Origin of the sequence: Streptomyces sp. NPDC001914 (assembly GCF_042891215.1) — a bacterium.
GTDB lineage: Bacteria > Actinomycetota > Actinomycetes > Streptomycetales > Streptomycetaceae > Streptomyces.
The window spans coordinates 208,560-227,220 of record NZ_JBIASW010000008.1 but is presented as its reverse complement, the minus strand read 5'-3'; the positions used below and the strand labels follow the sequence as shown (position 1 = coordinate 227,220).

Here is an 18,661-nt window from a genome sequence, read left to right as displayed (position 1 = left end):
CGTGGTCACGGGGCGGGAACCAGACCGTGGGGCAGGGTGCCCCACGGATGGTCTCCGGTGCCGGGGACGGCGCAGAACAGCGCGGCCCCCCGTTCCCGCGCCAGCGCCGCCGCGTCGGCTCCGGCCGGTGCCGCGTGGAGGAGATGGCACAGCCTCACGCCGGTGCCGTTCCACGGCGGCGGGGGCTTCCTGCGGTACGTGGCCCAGGTGCCCTCGAAGGTGACGAGTACGTCGGCGATTCCGGCGTACGAAGGGTGCGGTGCCGTGCCGTGGTTGAGGACGAGGGTGCCGCCGCCCAGGCCACGGACCGCGGTCGAGAGCCGCCGGTAGTAGCCGAACTCGCCCTCCGTCGCGGCCACCTGGTCCAGGAAGACGCCGTCGGTGGCGAACCAGTCGCGGTGGCGGGCCAGTTCGTCCTGGACGTCCCCGAGCGGCCTGCGCCCGTACGCCGTGTCCACGTACCCGAGGACGCGGACGTCCGCCGCGCGCAGCCGGGCGGCGACCGCCGCGAACTCCGGGTCGGGGCGGTCGCCGGGTCCGCTGGCCGGGTTGAGCACCACGCCGTGGAGCCGGGGCGCGGCGGCGACGAGCGCGTCCCACTCGGCCGGGCGGACGGCCGGGTGTTCGTAGTACGGGACGAGGAGGGTCTTCACCGGTGGGCCGTCACCTTTCCCAGCCGGGCGCAGACGAGCACGCTCTGCGCGCCCGCCGCCGCGCCGTGGACGATCAGGCCCACCCAGTGGGCGTCGCCCGTGTGCGTGGCCAGCGCCGCGGTCTGGACGAGCGCGGCGGCGCAGACGACGGCGGCGGTGCCGGTGACGGCGCCGAAGGACTGGAGCAGCAGCCCGGTCCACATCACCACCCCCAGCAGGAGCAGTCCGCCGAGTCTGACCCCGTCCGCGGCCGCGGGCGCGTGCGGCCACAGCGCGGAGACGCCGAGACCGAGCACGAGCAGCGCGGCGAGGTAGCCGGTCAGGCACCTCAGGAGCGCGCCGGCGGCGGCCCGCCGGAAACTCCTCGCCGAGGTGCTGGAGCGCAGTCCGGCGAGGCTGCCGCTGCGGAACCGGAACAGCAGCCACTCGGCGGGGCCCATGCTGAGGGTCAGGGCGACCGCGGCCGGTGCGGCGACCGCCGCGCGCGCCCCGGTCAGGACGTCGCCGAGCGCCGCGTACAGCACGAGGACACCGCCGCCGAGCCCGAAGAGGGCGTACGCGACGGTTCCGGCGTGCCGGCGCGGGGCGGACCGGCGGGCGCGCAGCCGTGCGGCGAGGGTGCCGAGGCGGCCCGTGGCCGTCACCGGTTTCCCCGTGGCCGGCCGGCCCGCGGAGGCGGCCCGTGGCTCGCCGGTCCGCGCGGACGGCCCGGCGCCGCCCCGCAGGGTGCCCTGCGGCAGCAGCGCGATCAGTCCCGCACCCCAGCTTCCCTCGCCCAGCTCCCTTACCACCGGGGCGACTTCGAGGAGTCCGAGCAGGGCGACCGCCGCCAGGGAGCCGAGGAGCAGGGTCACGCGCGCCGGGTCGGGGACCGGGTGGAACACGGTGAGGGCCGCGCCCGCCGTCATGGGGGCCAGGGCGGCGAGCAGGGTGCGTTCCCTGCCCATGACCAGCAGAACGGTGGCCGCGCCGAGGTAGCCGGACTGTCCGGCGGCGAAGGCGACGGCGCCCGGGCCGGCCGAGCCCGCCGCCGCGAAGGCCACCAGGGAGCCGAGCAGGACACCCGCCGGGGTGCCGACGAGCAGGGCGCGGCGGGCGGCCGAGCGGTCGCCGAGCCCCATCCAGGTGTACGCGCGGTGGGCGAGCCCCTGGTTCCAGGTCCAGCCGCACAGCGCCCCGGCGAGCATCGGAACGGTCCCGGCCGGCAGGCCGAAGGCGCCCCTCGGGCCGGCGAGGAGCGGTGCGGCGAGGACGTAGCCGAGGCCGGGGAGGGCGAAGACGACGCCCCGCAGGAGACAGCCGATCAGGCCGGTCACCCAGGGGTCGGGGGCCGGTGTCCCGGGTTCGGGATAGGCCCGGTCGACCCGGGCGAACAACTCCTCGGCGAGGGCGAAGGAGTTGGTGACGCCGTACCGTTCACGGATCTGGTCGTCCGAGAGGCCGTCGGATTCGAGGAGCGCGGCCACCTCGTCGGGATGGACGGCGGCGGTGACGAACTCCGCCAGCTTGGCGGCGAGTTCGTCGATCGGGTCGGGCTTTCCCCAGCTCGCCGCGCGGCGCTGGCTCGGCACCAGGGGACGGACGGCCTCGTGGGCTCCGGGCCGGGTGCGCAGGGAGCCGCTCACCAGCCGGTCCCGTCCGTGGCGACGGCCTGGTACCAGGGGTCGCGCAGTTCGAGGGTCCAGTCGTCGACGGTCTCCACGGCGGGTTCGTACACCGTGGGCCGGCCCGCCAGTTCCTGGTAGACCGTCCTGAACGCGTCGACGGAACGGCGCAGGGTGAAGCGGTCGATGACCCTCTGGCGTGACAACTCGCCGAGTTCCAGGCGTCGTTCCTCGTCCCGCAGCAGGGTGAGGGCGGCCGCGGCCATCTTCTCCGGTTCGCGCGGCGGGACGACGATGCCGGTGTCGCCGACGGCCTCGCGGACCCCGCCCACGTCCGTGGAGACCGTCGTACGGCCGCAGGACATGGCCTCGATGATCGAGAACGGGAAGCCCTCCGAGATGGAGGACAGCATGACGACGTGGCCGGCCGCGTAGGCGCGCCACACCTCGGTGATGCGGCCCTCGAAGGTCAGCCCGTCGGTGACGCCCAGTTCCGCGGCGAGCTTCTCCAGCCGGGTGCGGTACGCCTCTCCGCCGGGCGGTACGGGACCGAACAGCCGCAGCCGGGTCTCGGGCAGTTCGGCGCGCACCATGGCGTACGCGCGCAGCAGCGTCTCCAGGTCCTTGATGGGGTCGACGCGGCCGCACCAGGTGAGGGTGGGCACGGCGGGTTCGGGTCCCGCGTGCGGGAAGGCGTGCGGGTCGACTCCGTTGTAGACCGTGCGGATACGGTCCCCGTCGGCGCCGCCGCGCTCCTCCCAGCGGCGGTTGTACTGGTTGCAGGGGGTGATGAGGTCGGCGGCGCGGTAGCCGAGGGAGTTCAGCTCGCGGTAGAAGCCGAGCATGAACGCCTTGACGGGCCAGCGCTGTTCGGCGCCGCGGTAGCCGAGGTAGCGCTCGCGCAGATAGATGCCGTGTTCGGTGAGCAGGAACGGGACGCCGTCCAGGTGGTGCGCGACGAGGGCGGGCAGCGTGGCGAGGCCGCTGCTGACCGCGTGGGCGACGCTGTCCTCGGGAATCCTGACGCCGAGCGGGCGCAGCGCGTGCTCCAGCAGGTCCGTCGCGGTGAGCGCGTCGTGAACGGTGGGCCGGGCGGCGGCCGTCGGCAGATGCGGCATGGTCCAGATCCACATCAGCGAGCGCAGTGCCGATTCGCCGCGCAGGGCGGCCGAGAGGCGGCCGTCGCGGGCGAGTGCGGCCAGCTCGAACAGGGCGTCGCCGAAGTCCTCGGCCGAGTCGGGGTCGAGGAAGGAGAGCAGGAAGCGTTCGTAGATCTCGGCGAAGCGGCGCTGGGCGCGGCCCAGCGGCGGGCGGGCGCGGCCGGGGCGCGGTCCCCAGGTCGGTACGCGGGTGTGCCGGTAGACGTTGGGCGGCAGCTCCCAGGTCACGGGTTCGCGGCCGCTGCCGGTGAGCGAGACGATGTGGAAGTCGACCTCCGGCATGCCCTTGACCAGCTGGTCGCACCAGGTGCTGACCCCGCCGTGGACATGTGGGTAGGTGCCTTCGGTGAGCATGGTGACATGACGGCCGGTGCGCATCATGCGTGGTTCCCCCCTGGGACTGTTTCTTCCGGAGAGCCCCCCGGCTCCCCGTCGCACGGCTCACGAGCGCACCCCGGCCGGTCGGGCCGGGGTGCGCGTCCTGAGCCGCGTTGCCGCCGTGCTTACGCGGGCAGGTTCAGCTTGACCGCGGACTGAAGAAGCTCCGGCTTGGTCCAGTCGTTGCGCGCTCCCGCGTACGCCGTGCCGAACGGGGTGGTGCCGACCACGAGTTGCTTGGTCGTCCCCTCGGGCACGGTCACCGGGATCTGCGTCCCGGACGGGGCGGTGACGGTGACCTGGTTGCCGACGCGGTAGGCCGTGACCCTGCCGCTCGCCAGGGCGGTCTGCCAGTCGGCGCGGCGCTGCAGCTCGGTGCCGATGGCGCTCTGGCGGGGGTTCTGCAGCGGGGTGTTGTCGGCGTAGATCGCCTTGTAGCCGTCGAGCACCTTGTCCAGGACCGGGTAGAGGATGCGGCCCTCGGCCAGGTTGGACTGGTGGACGTAGTGCGGACGCGGGTCGTTGCCGATGGCGTGCCCGAGCGCGGTGCGCGCCTCGGCCGGGACGATGTAGTCGGCGTAGCCGGTGGCCGTGTTCAGCGGGGCCGGCAGGCAGGTCGACGTCGCGTTGTTCTCGCACACGCCGCTGCCGCCGGCGGCCTTCGAGGTGTAGATGTAGTTGTACTCGTCGGCCATCTCCTCGGGCGTGCCGGTGTTGTAGTAGATGTTCATGGGGTAGCGCGGGACGGTCATCACGCCGTTGCCGACCGCACGCTGCTCGGGCTCACGGGAGTTGTCGGACCCGGTCCACTTGACGCCGTTGTCGGACATGGCGCGGGCGAGGTTCGGGTTGTCGACGGGCTGCTGGGGCAGCGTCTTGAGGCCCGAGTGCTCGCCGGTCACCAGCTCGGTGCGGTCGGTGGACAGGCCGTGGGAGGCCGCCCACCTGTTGTTGTCCGAGATCTGCGCGGAGATCTCGGACCGGCTCACGTACTTCGTGGTGCCGTTGGTGTTCTTCGCGCAGGTCCAGGGGACGGTCGTGGTGTCCTGGACGCAGCCGAGGAACGGGTGCGTGTAGGTGTGGTTCATCCAGCGGAACTTGGCCTTGTCGGCGAGCAGGCGGTCCGTGAGGGCGTCGGTGCCGCCGTTCTCGGCCTTCCACTCCTCGCCCGCGCCTCCGTTGAAGACCATGTCGAGCGTGAACCCGCGGTCGGCCTCCCACTGGGCGGCGTAGGCGGCGTCGGCCGCGGTCATCCGGATCGGCGTGGTGGTGTCCTCGCCGTCGCTGCCGGCGCAGTCGATGTCGCCGGGGGTGCAGTTGCGCTCGGAGTCCCAGCGGGCGTCCGGCGCGAAGACGTCGTCGACGTGGACGGAGAAGTAGTTCCTGGCCTGCCCGAGGTGCACTCCCTGGGTGAGCCATTCGACGATTCCGCGTGCCAGGACCTTGAACTGCTTCTGGTACTGGTTGTACGCGAAGGTCACCACGAGTTCGCGGCGCCCGTCGTGCTCGTACTGGCCGAGCATCGAACCGCCGCTGGGCGCGTTCAGGTAGCTGGTGAACCCGTCCCTCGGGTGGGCCGCGTAGCCGTAGGTCTCCTGCACGGCCGGGTCGTTGTCCTCGAAGGTCAGGGGTCCGTCGAGGTAGCGGAACGGGCCGGTCGTGCCCGCCGCGGTGATCTGGGTGGTCTGGCCGTCCAGCACGCCGGACCAGCCGCCGTTCTGGTCGGTGTAGTCGAGACCGACCTCGGGGTGGGCCCAGGTGTAGGCGTCGACCTGCGGGATGCCGAACGTCTTCTCGTAGGTCTCCAGGGCGGTCTGTTCGGCCGAACCCGCCCCGAAGGGCGCCTCGTTCGGCAGGACGACGCCCTGGTACTTGGCGCGCGGGGCGCCGTTCACCGTGTCGCTCAGGAACGTCGCGTTGATGGTCGGGCGGTTCGCGTCGCCCAGGTTGACCGTGGTGTACGGGACACCCTCGTTCTTCAGCTCCGCGGTGATGGCTCCGACCTGGCCCGCGCCGTTGTCCACGACCAGGACCTTGAGATCGATCCGCGGCGTGGCCGCCGCGGTCGCGCCGGGCGCCCCCATGCCCAGCGCGAGGAGTCCGGCGGCCCCCAGGACGGCGGCCGTCCCTCTCCACCGATGCAGACTCTGTGCCATATGTAGCTTTCTCCCCCTCCAGCATTCCCCACGGGTGGAAACCATGGGGAACCTGTGGAAATAGTGCAAAGCAGTGGACGGCGTGCCCACTGAACACGATGAGTGTGTCTCAGGTCACCGGGAGTGAGGGGCGGGATTCCGGCACGGCGCCACCTGTGGGTGAACGACCGCAGGAATGAGCGAAACCCGGCCCCGAGCGTAGGCTCGTCCCGGGTACTCGCCCGGCCCGCCAGGGGCCCCGGCAAGGACCGCCCCCGAGGACGGATCTAGGGTCAGCCGTCGGGCCCGGTCGACCCACCCCTTCTCGGCCACACGAACTTTCAATGGAAGCGGAGATCTCACCACCGTGACTGCTCTCACTCTCAGCACCGCCGCAGCGTCCGGTCTGCGGGCCGACGCGATCGTCGTCGGTGTCGCGAAGGGCCCCAAGGGCCCTGTCGTCGCACCGGGCGCCGAGGCCGTTGACAACGCCTACGACGGCGGGCTCGCCGGAATCCTGGAGACCCTCGGCGCCTCCGGGTCCGAGGGCGAGGTGACCAAGCTGCCCGCGCCGTCCGGATTCAAGGCTCCCGTCGTGGTGGCCGTCGGCCTGGGAGCGGTCCCCGAGGACGAGGCCGGCTACGACGCCGAGGCGCTGCGCCGCGCCGCCGGTGTCGCCGCCCGCGCGCTCGCCGGCGCCAAGAAGGCCGCGTTCGCGCTGCCGGTCTCGGACGCCGCCGACGCCGGTGCCGTCGCCGAGGGCGCCCGCATGGGTGCGTACGGCTTCGACGCCTACAAGGAGACGGGCCGCAACGAGGCCGCCAAGGGCCGCAAGGGTCCGCTCGGCGAGGTGGCCGTCCTCGGCGGCAAGCCCCGGGACGCCGCGTACAAGGCCGCCCTCGCGCGTGCCACCGCCGTGACCGAGGAGCTCAACCGCGCCCGCGACCTCGTCAACACCCCGCCGAACGACCTCAACCCGGAGTCCTTCGCCGCCGTCGCCACCGCGGCCGGCAAGGAGCACGGCATCAAGGTGCAGGTGCTCGACGAGAAGGCGCTGGTCAAGGGCGGCTTCGGCGGCATCCTCGGCGTCGGCGCCGGCTCGGCCGCCGGTCCCCGCCTGGTCAAGCTGTCGTACACCTCCTCGAAGGCCAAGAAGCACCTCGCCTTCGTGGGCAAGGGCATCACCTACGACTCGGGCGGCATCTCGCTCAAGCCCGCCGGGCACAACGAGACGATGAAGTGCGACATGGCCGGCGCCGCCGCGGTCTTCGCCGCCGTGGTCACCGCCGCGCGCCTGGGCCTCGAGGTCAACGTCACCGGCTGGCTCGCGCTCGCCGAGAACATGCCGTCCGGCTCCGCCACCCGTCCGGGTGACGTGCTGCGCATGTACAGCGGCAAGACCGTCGAGGTCCTGAACACCGACGCCGAGGGCCGCCTGGTCCTGGCGGACGCGCTGTGGAAGGCGTCCGAGGAGAAGCCGGACGCGATCGTCGACGTGGCGACGCTGACCGGCGCGATGGTGCTGGCGCTCGGCAACCGCACCTTCGGCGTGATGGCGAACGACGACGCGTTCCGTGCCGCGATCGTCGAGGCCTCCGAGGAGGTCGGCGAGGAGTCCTGGCCGATGCCGCTGCCCGAGCACCTGCGCAAGGGCATGGACTCCCCCACCGCCGACATCGCCAACATGGGCGAGCGCATGGGCGGCGGCCTGGTCGCCGGCCTGTTCCTGCGCGAGTTCGTGGGCGAGGGCATCACCTGGGCGCACCTGGACATCGCGGGCCCCGCGTTCAACGAGGCCGGTCCCTTCGGCTACACCCCCAAGGGCGGCACCGGTTCCGCGGTCCGCACCCTGGTCCGCCTCGCCGAGCTGACGGCGGCGGGCGACCTGGGCTGAGTCCCCGTACGGCACAGCGGCCCCGGGCGTCACGCGCCCGGGGCCGCTCTTATGGCCGAACCGGGGTTTCGCCCACGACGAAATCCGCAGGTTCACCCGGCTCCGCACCCCGTCGACGTGATGGATCAGACGTCCCACACACCGGCCCGGCGTCTCGCTCGCCCTCGACAAGTGCGAAGATGGGTTCTCGGCAGGACAGGGCCCCCACCACAGGGCCGTAGAAAGAGCGGCCGGACACCAGCCGACCGACCGGTCAACCACCCGCAAGGGACAAAGGTGCCCGGCGTAACGGCGCACATGCATGGAGGACGTGACGTGGCGAACGACGCCAGCACCGTTTTCGACCTAGTGATCCTCGGCGGCGGTAGCGGCGGTTACGCCGCGGCCCTGCGCGGAGCGCAGCTTGGCCTGGACGTCGCCCTGATCGAGAAGGACAAGGTCGGCGGTACCTGCCTGCACCGTGGGTGCATCCCCACGAAGGCCCTGCTGCACGCGGGCGAGGTCGCCGACCAGGCCCGCGAGAGCGCGCAGTTCGGCGTCAAGGCCACCTTCGAGGGCATCGACGTACCCGCCGTCCACAAGTACAAGGACGGGGTCATCTCGGGCCTGTACAAGGGTCTGCAGGGTCTCATCGCGTCCCGCAAGGTGACGTACATCGAGGGTGAGGGCCGTCTGTCCTCCCCGACCTCCGTCGACGTGAACGGCCGGCGCATCCAGGGCCGCCACGTGCTCCTCGCGACCGGCTCCGTGCCGAAGTCGCTGCCGGGCCTGGAGATCGACGGCAACCGCATCATCTCCTCGGACCACGCGCTGGTCCTGGACCGCGTGCCCCAGTCCGCGATCATCCTGGGCGGCGGCGTCATCGGCGTCGAGTTCGCCTCGGCGTGGAAGTCCTTCGGTGCCGAGGTGACGGTCATCGAGGGCCTCAAGCACCTCGTCCCGGTCGAGGACGAGAACTCCTCCAAGCTTCTTGAGCGCGCGTTCCGCAAGCGCGGCATCAAGTTCAACCTGGGCACCTTCTTCTCGAAGGCCGAGTACACCGAGAGCGGTGTCAAGGTCACCCTCGCCGACGGCAAGGAGTTCGAGGCCGAGGTCCTGCTCGTCGCCGTCGGCCGCGGCCCGGTCTCCGCCGGTCTCGGCTACGAGGAGCAGGGTGTCGCGATGGACCGCGGCTACGTCCTGGTCGACGAGTACATGCGGACGAACGTCCCCACCATCTCCGCCGTCGGCGACCTCGTCCCGACGCTCCAGCTCGCGCACGTCGGCTTCGCCGAGGGCATGCTGGTCGCGGAGCGGCTGGCCGGTCTGAAGACCGTTCCGATCGACTACGACGGCGTCCCGCGCGTGACGTACTGCCACCCCGAGGTCGCCTCCGTCGGCATCACCGAGGCCAAGGCCAAGGAGATCTACGGTGCGGACAAGGTCGTCGCCCTGAAGTACAGCCTCGCGGGCAACGGCAAGAGCAAGATCCTCAACACCTCGGGCGAGATCAAGCTCGTCCAGGTGAAGGACGGTGCCGTGGTCGGCGTCCACATGGTCGGCGACCGCATGGGCGAGCAGGTCGGCGAAGCCCAGCTCATCTACAACTGGGAAGCGCTGCCCGCCGAGGTCGCCCAGCTCATCCACGCCCACCCGACGCAGAACGAGGCGCTCGGCGAGGCCCACCTCGCGCTCGCGGGCAAGCCGCTGCACGCGCACGACTGACCGGCCCGGCCGGGGGTTCCCCCCGGCCACCGGCCGTTCCCAGTCACCGCGTCGAGCAGGGCTCGACGACGACCACAGACTTCCGCACTTCCCCGAGCCCTCGATCCCGGTCGGGCAGGGGAGACCCCAATAAGGAGCAACAGAAACCATGCCGGTTTCCGTAACCCTTCCGGCACTCGGTGAGAGCGTCACCGAGGGCACTGTCACCCGCTGGCTGAAGGCCGAGGGCGAGCGCGTCGAGGCCGACGAGCCGCTGCTGGAGGTGTCGACGGACAAGGTCGACACCGAGATCCCCTCCCCCGCCGCCGGCATCCTGGCGTCCATCAAGGTCGCCGAGGACGAGACCGTCGAGGTCGGCGCCGAGCTGGCCGTCATCGACGACGGCACGGGCGCGGCCGCCGCCGCCCCGGCTCCCGCCGCCGCCGAGGCTCCGGCCCCGGCCGCCGCTCCGGCCGCCCCCGCCCCGGTCGCCGAGGCCCCCGCGGCCCCGGCCGCCCCCGCGCCGGCCGCCGCCCCCGCCGGTGGCGCCTCCGGCACCGACGTCGTGCTGCCCGCGCTGGGCGAGTCGGTCACCGAGGGCACCGTCACCCGCTGGCTGAAGCAGGTCGGCGAGGAGGTCGCGGAGGACGAGCCGCTGCTCGAGGTCTCCACGGACAAGGTCGACACCGAGATCCCCGCGCCGGTCGCCGGCGTGCTGCTGGAGATCGTGGTCGGCGAGGACGAGACCGCGGAGGTCGGCGCGAAGCTGGCCGTCATCGGCGCTCCCGGTGCCGCTCCGGCCGCCCCCGCGCCGGCCGCACCCGCCGCCCCCGCCCCGGCTCCGGCCGCCCCCGCGGCCCCGGCCCCCGCCGCTCCGGCCGCCCCGGCCGCAGCCGCCCCGGCCCCGGTCCAGCCGGCCGCTCCGGCCGCGCCCGCCGCTCCGGCTCCGGCCCCCGCGCCGGTGGCCGCGCCCGCCCCCGTCACCCCGGCCCCGGCGCCCGCCGCGACCACCGGTGACGACGGCGCGTACGTGACCCCGCTGGTGCGCAAGCTCGCCGCCGAGAACGGCGTCGACCTGGCCACCGTCAAGGGCACCGGCGTCGGCGGCCGTATCCGCAAGCAGGACGTCGTCGCCGCCGCCGAGGCCGCGAAGGCCGCGGTCGCCGCGCAGACTCCGGTCGCTGCCGCCGCCCCGGCCGCCGCCAAGAAGGCGCCGGTCCTGGAGGTCTCCCCGCTGCGCGGCCAGACCGTCAAGATGACCCGTATCCGCAAGGTCATCGGCGACAACATGGTGAAGGCCCTGCACGAGCAGGCGCAGCTCTCCTCGGTCGTCGAGGTCGACATCACCCGCCTGATGAAGCTCCGCGCGCAGGCGAAGGACTCCTTCGCGGCCCGCGAGGGCGTCAAGCTCTCCCCGATGCCGTTCTTCGTGAAGGCGGCGGCCCAGGCGCTGAAGGCCCACCCGGTCATCAACGCCCGGATCAACGAGGCCGAGGGCACGATCACCTACTTCGACGCCGAGAACATCGGTATCGCGGTGGACTCGGAGAAGGGCCTGATGACCCCGGTCATCAAGGGCGCGGGCGACCTCAACATCGCCGGCATCTCGAAGGCCACCGCCGACCTGGCGGGCAAGGTCCGGGCCAACAAGATCACTCCGGACGAGCTGTCCGGCGCGACCTTCACCATCTCCAACACCGGTTCGCGCGGCGCGCTCTTCGACACGATCATCGTGCCGCCGAACCAGGTCGCGATCCTGGGCATCGGTGCCACGGTCAAGCGTCCGGCCGTCATCGAGACGGAGGAGGGCACCGTCATCGGCGTCCGCGACATGACCTACCTGACGCTCTCCTACGACCACCGTCTGGTGGACGGCGCCGACGCCGCCCGCTACCTGACCGCGGTCAAGGCGATCCTGGAGGCGGGCGAGTTCGAGGTCGAGCTCGGCCTGTGACCCGCACCGCCTGCAGGCGGAAAAGCTGACACGGCACCCCCGTCCGGACCTCCGGACGGGGGTGCCGTGTTTGTGCGCGCCGGGGTTCCCCCGGCCACCGTTCTTCCTCCGGACCCCGGATCCGGCCGTCACATCGACGGTACGAATCCGGACTTCACCCGGTACGAGCCCGTACGGCCGGGAACACTCTGACAGCGTGTAAGTCTCGTCTCACCTGCGGGAAAGCGCCGCCATGCACCCGACACCGACAGAGCCACGGCCTTATTGTCTAAAGGTCAAACGCCCAAGGGGGTCTCGCCGCCCCTCCCGAAGGAGCCTTCATGACCGCGCCCGTCGTCCACTCGCTGCGCGAACAGATCCGCGAGCACATCGTGGAGGGGATCGTCAGCGGGCGCTGGAAGCCGGGCGAGCGGATCGTGGAGCGGCGCATCGCCACGGAGCTGGAGGTCAGCCAGACCCCGGTGCGTGAGGCGCTGCGCGAGCTGGAGTCGCTGCGGCTGATCGAGTCGGCGCCGAACAAGGGCGTCCGGGTGCGCAATCTGACCGCCGCCGACCTGGAGGAGAGCTACCCCGTACGAGCCGGTCTGGAGGCCATCGCGGCGGAGCTGGCGGCCGGACGGCTGGCGGAGGACTGCTCGGCCCTGGAGCCGCACGTCGCGGCGCTGTACGAGGCGGACAGGCTGGCCGACGGGACCGGCCAGGTGCGGCACACCGTGGGCTTCCACCGCGAGCTGGTCCGGGCGGCCGGGAACTCCGTGCTCCTGCACACCTGGGAGGGCCTGGGCATCGAGGTCTTCACGGCCCTGTCCATCCGCTGGCTCGGGACCGTGCAGCAGTCGTACGCGGAGGAGCACGAGGCCCTGGTGGACGCCTTCCGGCGGCGCGACCCGCTGATCGCCGACCTCGTGAAGGCCCACGTCCTCGGCTGCGCCCCGCGCCCCTGAGGGGTGCGCCGACGGTGTGGGCGCAGGGGAGCACACCCCCGCTCAACCGTGCCCCCACCTGCGAAAACCATCGATTTTCAAGGCACCCGGTGCCTGCCCCCAAGGCACCCCGTGCCGACTTTCCGATCTGAAGAGGATTTCCCCCGGATTCCTTTGATCGATCATCGATCAGGGGGTTACAGTCCTCGACGGGCTCCCACAAGAGCCCGCCGCCCTGTCCTGCCAAAGACCAAGGGCACCCCCGAAAACCCCTTGCCGATGAGGGAACCCCCCTCCGCATCCGGAAGGCGGCGCAATGACCGACCCCACCGCAATCCAGCCGAGCGAGCTCGACCAGCTCCCGGACCGCGACCCCGAGGAGACCGCCGAATGGCAGGCCTCCCTGGACGCCGTCACCCAGGCGGCCGGGCCGCACCGTGCCGCGTACCTGATGCGCCGCACGCTGGAGCGCGCCGAGGGCAACGGTCTCGCGCTGCCCAAGCTGCTTGAGACCGACTACGTCAACACCATCCCCACCGCCGCCGAGCCCGCCATCGACGGCGACGAGGCGATGGAGACCCGGATCACCGCGTGGAACCGCTGGAACGCGGCCGCGATGGTCACCCGGGGCGCGAAGCACGGCGTCGGCGGCCACATCGCCACCTTCGCCTCCGCGGCCTGGCTCTACGAGACCGGCTTCAACCACTTCTTCAAGGGCAAGGAGGGGGACGGCTCCGGCGACCAGCTCTACATCCAGGGCCACGCCTCCCCGGGCATCTACGCCCGCGCCTTCCTCGACGGCCGCCTGAACGAGCAGCACCTGGACAACTTCCGCCAGGAGTCCGGCGGCAGCGGTCTCCCGTCGTACCCGCACCCGCGCCGGCTGCCCTGGCTGTGGGAGTTCCCGACCGTCTCCATGGGCCTCGGCCCGCTGTCGGCGATCTACCAGGCCCGCTTCAACCGCTACCTCACCAACCGCGGCATCAAGGACGTCTCCGCCTCGCACGTGTGGGCGTTCCTCGGTGACGGCGAGATGGACGAGCCGGAGTCGACGGCGGCACTCGCACTCGCCTCCCGCGAGGGCCTGGACAACCTGACCTTCGTCATCAACTGCAACCTCCAGCGCCTCGACGGCCCGGTCCGGGCGAACTTCAAGATCGTGCAGGAGCTGGAGGCGCAGTTCCGCGGCGCCGGCTGGAACGTCGTGAAGTCGCTGTGGGGCTCGGCCTGGGACGAGCTGTTCCAGCTCGACACCACGGGCGCGCTCGTCCGCCGCCTGCGCCAGGTGCCCGACGCGCAGGTGCAGACGTACCAGACCCGCGACGCCGCCTACATCCGCCAGGACTTCTTCGGCTCCGACCCGGCGCTCGCCGAGATGGCGAAGCTGCTGAGCGACGACAAGATCCTGGAGTGCTTCCACCTGTCCCGCGGCGGCCACGAGGCGCGCAAGGTGTACGCGGCCTACCGCGCCGCCCTCGCGCACAAGGGCGCGCCGACGGTGATCCTGGCCCAGACGGTCAAGGGGCACACCCTCGGCCCGGGCTTCGCGTCGAAGAACGCCAACCACCAGATGAAGAAGCTGTCCACGGACGAGTTCAAGCAGATGCGTGATCTGCTCGAACTGCCGATCTCCGACAGCCAGTTCGTCGACGGTGTGGTGCCCTACGGCCACCCGGGCGCCGACTCCCCCGAGGTCCGTTACCTCCAGGAGCGCCGCGCGGCCCTCGGCGGCCCGGCCCCGGCCCGCCGTACGCACGCGCTGGCCCCCCTGCCGGCCCCCGCCGACAAGGCGTTCGCCTCCTTCGACAAGGGCTCCGGCTCCCAGAACGTGGCGACGACCATGGCGTTCGTCCGCCTCGTCAAGGACCTGGTCCGCGACAAGGAGACCGGCCGCCGCTGGGTGCCGATCGTCCCGGACGAGGCCCGTACCTTCGGCATGGAGTCGCTCTTCCCGTCGCTGGGCATCTACTCGCCCAAGGGCCAGACGTACGAGCCGGTCGACCGCGACCAGCTGATGTACTACAAGGAGGCCAAGGACGGCCAGATCCTCAACGAGGGGATCACCGAGGCCGGCTCCATGGCGGACTTCATCGCCGCGTCCACCGCGTACTCCACGCACGGTGAGGCGATGATCCCCTTCTACATCTTCTACTCGATGTTCGGCTGGCAGCGCACGGCCGACCAGATGTGGCAGCTCGGCGACCAGCTCGGCCGCGGCTTCCTCGTCGGCGCGACGGCCGGCCGCACCACCCTGACCGGTGAGGGCCTCCAGCACGCCGACGGCCACTCCCCCGTCATCGCGGCGACGAACCCGGCGGCCCTGTCCTACGACCCGGCGTTCGCGTACGAGATCGCGACGATCGTCAAGGACGGCCTTCGCCGGATGTACGGCGAGAGCGCCCCGGGCGAGGACCCGGACGTCTTCTACTACCTGACCGTCTACAACGAGCCGAAGCCGCAGCCCGCCAAGCCGTCCGGCCTCGGGATCGACGAGGGCATCGTCAAGGGCCTGTACCGCTTCAACACGGCGGAGTCGGCCGGCCTGAACGTGGCCGCCGCGAACGCCCCGCGCATCCAGCTGCTCGGCTCGGGCACGGCGATCCACTGGACCCTGGAGGCCCAGAAGCTGCTCGCCGAGGAGTGGGGCGTGGCCGCCGACGTGTGGTCCGCGACCTCCTGGACCGAGCTGCGCCGTGACGCGCTGGAGGCCGACGCGGCCCTGCTGCGCGGCGAGGAGCGGGTGCCGTTCGTCCGCCAGGCTCTCCAGGGCGCCGAGGGCCCGGTGCTCGCGGTCTCCGACTACATGCGCCAGGTCCCGGACCAGATCGCGCAGTGGGTCGAGCAGGACTGGTCCTCGCTCGGTGCCGACGGCTTCGGCCTCTCCGACACCCGTGAGGCGGCCCGCCGCCACTTCGGCGTGGACGCGCAGTCGATCGTCGTCGCCGCGCTGGCGCAGCTCGCCCGCCGCGGCGAGGTCAAGGCGTCGGCCGTGAAGGAGGCCCGGGAGCGCTACGGCCTGTAGTGCCCGGAGGGTGACCACGGAGTAGGGGTACGGCGGCCGCCGTACCCCTAGTCGGCTTTCCCGGCTGTCGGTGGGGCCCGGCATGATGAACCCATGCGTGCCGCTCGTCTGATCAAGATGGTGCTGCTGCTCCAGACCCGCGCGTCGATGACCGCCGCCGAGCTGGCGCGGGAGCTGGAGGTGTCCGAGCGCACGGTCGCCCGGGACGCGCAGGCGCTGTCGGAGGCGGGGATCCCGGTGTACGCCGACCGGGGCCGGGCCGGCGGCTACCGCCTGGTCGGCGGGTACCGCACGGGGCTGACGGGGCTGGCGCGGAGCGAGGCGGAGGCGCTGTTCCTGAGCGGGGTGCCGGGGGCGCTGCGCGACATGGGTCTCCAGGACTCGGCGTCGGTGGCCCGGCTGAAGGTGTCGGCGGCCCTGATGCCCTCGCTGCGGGACGCCTCGCGGTCGGCGGCGCAGCGTTTCCATCTGGACGCGCCCGCCTGGTTCAGCGAGCCGGCCACGCCCGGGCTGCTGCCCGCGCTGGCGGACGCGGTGTGGGACGACCGCCCGGTCCTCGCGCGCTACCGGCGCGACGGGCCGGAGGTGGAGCGGACCCTCGAACCGTACGGGCTCGTGCTGAAGGCGGGGGTCTGGTACCTGTGCGCTCGGGTGCCCGACGCGGGGGCCTTCCGGGTCTACAGGATCGACCGGTTCACGGCCGTCGAGCCCGGCCCGGAGCGGTTCCGGCGGGACGACGGGTTCGACCTGCCGGCGTTCTGGGAGGAGCGGGCCGAGGAGTTCGCCCGGTCCGTGCTGCGCTCCGAGGTCGTCGTACGGCTGTCCCCACAGGGTGTGCGGATGCTGCCGTACGCCCTCGGTCCCGTGTCCGCGAAGGAGGCGCTCGGCACGTCCGGCGCCGCCGACGGGCGGGGCTGGGTGACCCTCACCCTGCCGGTCGAGTCCGAGGAGGTCGCCCGCATGCAGCTGCGGGGGCTCGGACCCGAGGTGGAAGTGCTCGCTCCGGCGGCCCTGCGAAAGCTGTGCGCGGAGGACGCGGCGGGGGCGGCGGCGCTCTACGGGTGATCGCGGGACCGGACGGCGGCCCTCTACGCGTGATCGCGGGACCGGACGGCCAGGTCAGCCGGTGATCCGGGCCGGGCGGCGGGCTCCGCCGGTGATCCCGGGACCGGACGGCGGCCCTGTGCAGGTGATCGCGGGACCGGGCGGCGGGCTCCTCTGGTGATCCGGGGCCGGGCGGCGGCGCTCCGCCGGTGATCGCCGGGTGTCGGCGCGCCCCGGGGAACCGCCTGCCTCCGGCCGCTTGAAATCCGTAGGAACCCGGTGGGTTTACCTTCGGCATGTGCATGCATAACAATCTGCTCCGCTCCGCGTGCGTCCCTCCCGCCCAGGCCCGATGCTGGACCCGTGATGGACGAGACGGAGTTCTGGGAGCTGGTGGACACGACCCGCGAGACGGCCGAGGGCGACCCGGAGGAACAGGCCGATCTGCTCGTCGAGCGGCTCGTCCAGCTCGATCCGGACTCCGTCCTGGACTTCGCCCGGCACTTCGAGTCCCGCTACAACCGCGCGTACCGCTGGGATCTGTGGGGCGCCGCCTGGCTGCTGCTCGACGGGGCCAGCGACGACGCCTTCGACTTCTTCCGGTGCTGGCTGATCGGCCAGGGCCGGGACGTCTTCGAGGGGGCCATGCACGACCCCGACACGCTCGCGGAACTCCTGGACGACTTCGACGAGGAGATCGACGGCGACGGCGAGGAGCTGGGGTACGCGGCCGACGAGGCCTACGAGCAGCTCACCGGCGCCGTCGCGCCCGCGCTGGGCATCCCGGCCGCGGCGGCCGAGCCCGAGGGCACCCCGCTCGCGTTCGAGAACGACTCCGTCATCGCGGAGCGCTACCCCAAGCTGTGGGAGCGCTTCAGGGAGGACTGACGGGGCCGGGCTCCCGGGGGTCAGGGGGTGCTCGGGCGGCTCCGGGGTACGGCCGGCGGGCCCGTCCGGTCCGCGGGGACGCGGGCCCGCGGACCGTCGGCCCGTGCCGTGTGATGCTGCGGGGCGGCGTTGGCCTGGTCCAGCGCGGACGCCGTGACCGCCGCCGGGCCCAGGACGACCGTGGCCACGGCGCACACCAGCGCCCACGGACCACGCACCGTCACGACCCGCCCACGGGACGGCTCCCCGGCCCGCGTGTCCTGTCCGCTCCCGGTGCGCCCCGCGTGCGCCCCGCTCCCCGCGCGGCGCGCGGGCTCCCTCCGACTGATCCTCATGATCCCCGCCTCCGGTCAGCGCGTACGACGTCGTGCGACGCCGTGTGACGACGTACGGGGACGCTAGGCCGCGGGCCTCTGGAGACCCTGTGAGCGGCCGGAGGTGTGCCTGTGACCCGCGGGGCCGGACGCGGGGGCTCAGCGGCCCTGGATGCGGGCCGCCAGCTCGCGGATGCCGGGGATGCGGTCGCTGAGGGCGGCGCCCGGACAGCTCGTCATGAAGGCCGCGTCGTGGCCGGAGACGGTGGCGAGCACGGCGGCGGTGCCCGCGGCGTAGCGGCTGAGGCTGTTGCTGGAGACGAGACGGACCGTGCCCCGGGGGTCGACGCCGCTGAGCCCGAGCTTCCAGGCCACGAGACGGGCGATCGCGTCGGTCATGGCCTTCGGCACCTGTGATCCCGCGGTGAAGGTGCCGATCGCGGCGATCCCGGCGGAGCGATGGTTGAAGCCCTGTGTGTGCGCCCCGGTGACGGGCCGGTCGATCCCGCCCGCACGGCCCTCGTAGATAGTGCCGCAGCGGTCGACGAGGAAGTTGTAGCCGATGTCGTCCCAGTCCTTGGCGCCCGTCTGGCCCGCGTACACGTCACGGATGATCCGGGGCACGTCGGCGCAGTCGTAGCCGTTCGGCGAGTCGGTGTGATGGATGAAGACCGCCACGACGCGGTCGTCGTAGCGCGGCGGCGGCTGTTCGCGCGTGCTCGCGGCGTCCAGCCACGCCGTCCGCGGCACGATGGGCGGCCTGGCGACGGGACGGGGAACGGTGATCCGGGCCGCGACCGGGGGCTCGGCGGCGGGCGCCCGGGACGCCGTGCGGTCCACCCCGGCCGCGCACATGACCAGCGCCAGGACCGCGAGCAGACCGGGCGCGCACGCGAGGGCGACGAGGGCGGGCCTCGGCAGCCCCACCGGCGCACGCCGGCGCACACCGGGCGCCGTGGGCGCACGGGGGGCCCGCGCCGCTCCGCCGGTGCGCCTCTCTCGGGCCCGG

Annotated in this window: 13 protein-coding genes; 7 read left to right on the top strand and 6 right to left on the bottom strand. The window is 72.6% G+C overall.

All coding sequences use genetic code 11. The features are described from left to right. Nucleotides 1-5: 5 nt before the first annotated feature. The 4 genes from ACFYYF_RS23705 to ACFYYF_RS23690 all read right to left on the bottom strand — a co-directional run bounded on the left by ACFYYF_RS23705 (nt 6) and on the right by ACFYYF_RS23690 (nt 5,951). Nucleotides 6-653, bottom strand: a complete 648-nt coding sequence (locus ACFYYF_RS23705) for a spherulation-specific family 4 protein (protein WP_388778845.1) — start codon at nt 651-653, stop codon at nt 6-8. Next, the gene (locus ACFYYF_RS23700) at nt 650-2,278 is read right to left on the bottom strand and encodes a hypothetical protein (protein WP_388778842.1); all 1,629 of its coding nucleotides are present in this window, start codon (nt 2,276-2,278) and stop codon (nt 650-652) included. The genes ACFYYF_RS23705 and ACFYYF_RS23700 overlap by 4 nt, the downstream gene beginning before the upstream one ends. Continuing rightward, entirely contained in the window at nt 2,275-3,798 is a 1,524-nt protein-coding gene (gene pelF / locus ACFYYF_RS23695) for a GT4 family glycosyltransferase PelF (RefSeq protein WP_388778840.1), read from the bottom strand. Before pelF ends, ACFYYF_RS23700 begins: the two co-directional genes overlap by 4 nt. 122 nt (nt 3,799-3,920) lie before the next feature. Next, nucleotides 3,921-5,951 carry a hypothetical protein gene (locus tag ACFYYF_RS23690; RefSeq protein ID WP_388778837.1) on the bottom strand — a complete coding sequence of 677 codons (2,031 nt, stop codon included), beginning with the start codon at nt 5,949-5,951 and terminating at the stop codon, nt 3,921-3,923. 346 nt (nt 5,952-6,297) lie between these two features. Between ACFYYF_RS23690 and ACFYYF_RS23685 the strand changes: the two genes are divergently transcribed. The 7 genes from ACFYYF_RS23685 to ACFYYF_RS23655 all read left to right on the top strand — a co-directional run bounded on the left by ACFYYF_RS23685 (nt 6,298) and on the right by ACFYYF_RS23655 (nt 17,338). Continuing rightward, entirely contained in the window at nt 6,298-7,824 is a 1,527-nt protein-coding gene (locus ACFYYF_RS23685) for a leucyl aminopeptidase (RefSeq protein WP_388778835.1), read from the top strand. Between the two features lie 315 nt (nt 7,825-8,139). Continuing rightward, nucleotides 8,140-9,528, top strand: a complete 1,389-nt coding sequence (gene lpdA, locus ACFYYF_RS23680) for a dihydrolipoyl dehydrogenase (protein WP_388778832.1) — start codon at nt 8,140-8,142, stop codon at nt 9,526-9,528. A gap of 148 nt (nt 9,529-9,676) precedes the next feature. Continuing rightward, entirely contained in the window at nt 9,677-11,461 is a 1,785-nt protein-coding gene (sucB, locus tag ACFYYF_RS23675; protein WP_388778830.1) for a 2-oxoglutarate dehydrogenase, E2 component, dihydrolipoamide succinyltransferase, read from the top strand. Between the two features lie 320 nt (nt 11,462-11,781). After that, nucleotides 11,782-12,405, top strand: a complete 624-nt coding sequence (locus ACFYYF_RS23670) for a GntR family transcriptional regulator (RefSeq protein ID WP_355983654.1) — start codon at nt 11,782-11,784, stop codon at nt 12,403-12,405. A gap of 295 nt (nt 12,406-12,700) precedes the next feature. Continuing rightward, a complete protein-coding gene (aceE, locus tag ACFYYF_RS23665) occupies nt 12,701-15,406 on the top strand; it encodes a pyruvate dehydrogenase (acetyl-transferring), homodimeric type (protein WP_388778826.1) in 2,706 nt (901 codons plus the stop codon). A 93-nt stretch (nt 15,407-15,499) separates the two neighbouring features. Then, nucleotides 15,500-16,471 carry a helix-turn-helix transcriptional regulator gene (locus ACFYYF_RS23660; protein ID WP_388778823.1) on the top strand — a complete coding sequence of 324 codons (972 nt, stop codon included), beginning with the start codon at nt 15,500-15,502 and terminating at the stop codon, nt 16,469-16,471. A gap of 345 nt (nt 16,472-16,816) precedes the next feature. Then, on the top strand, nt 16,817-17,338 hold the full coding sequence (locus ACFYYF_RS23655) for a DUF4240 domain-containing protein (RefSeq protein ID WP_361691959.1): 522 nt from the start codon (nt 16,817-16,819) through the stop codon (nt 17,336-17,338). 20 nt (nt 17,339-17,358) lie between these two features. Here the strand turns inward: ACFYYF_RS23655 and ACFYYF_RS23650 are convergent, their stop codons facing one another. Continuing rightward, nucleotides 17,359-17,673, bottom strand: coding sequence for a hypothetical protein (locus ACFYYF_RS23650; RefSeq protein WP_388778821.1), 315 nt, complete (start codon nt 17,671-17,673; stop codon nt 17,359-17,361). 138 nt (nt 17,674-17,811) lie between these two features. Then, the gene (locus tag ACFYYF_RS23645; RefSeq protein ID WP_388778818.1) at nt 17,812-18,597 is read right to left on the bottom strand and encodes a peptidoglycan recognition protein; all 786 of its coding nucleotides are present in this window, start codon (nt 18,595-18,597) and stop codon (nt 17,812-17,814) included. Nucleotides 18,598-18,661: the final 64 nt, after the last annotated feature.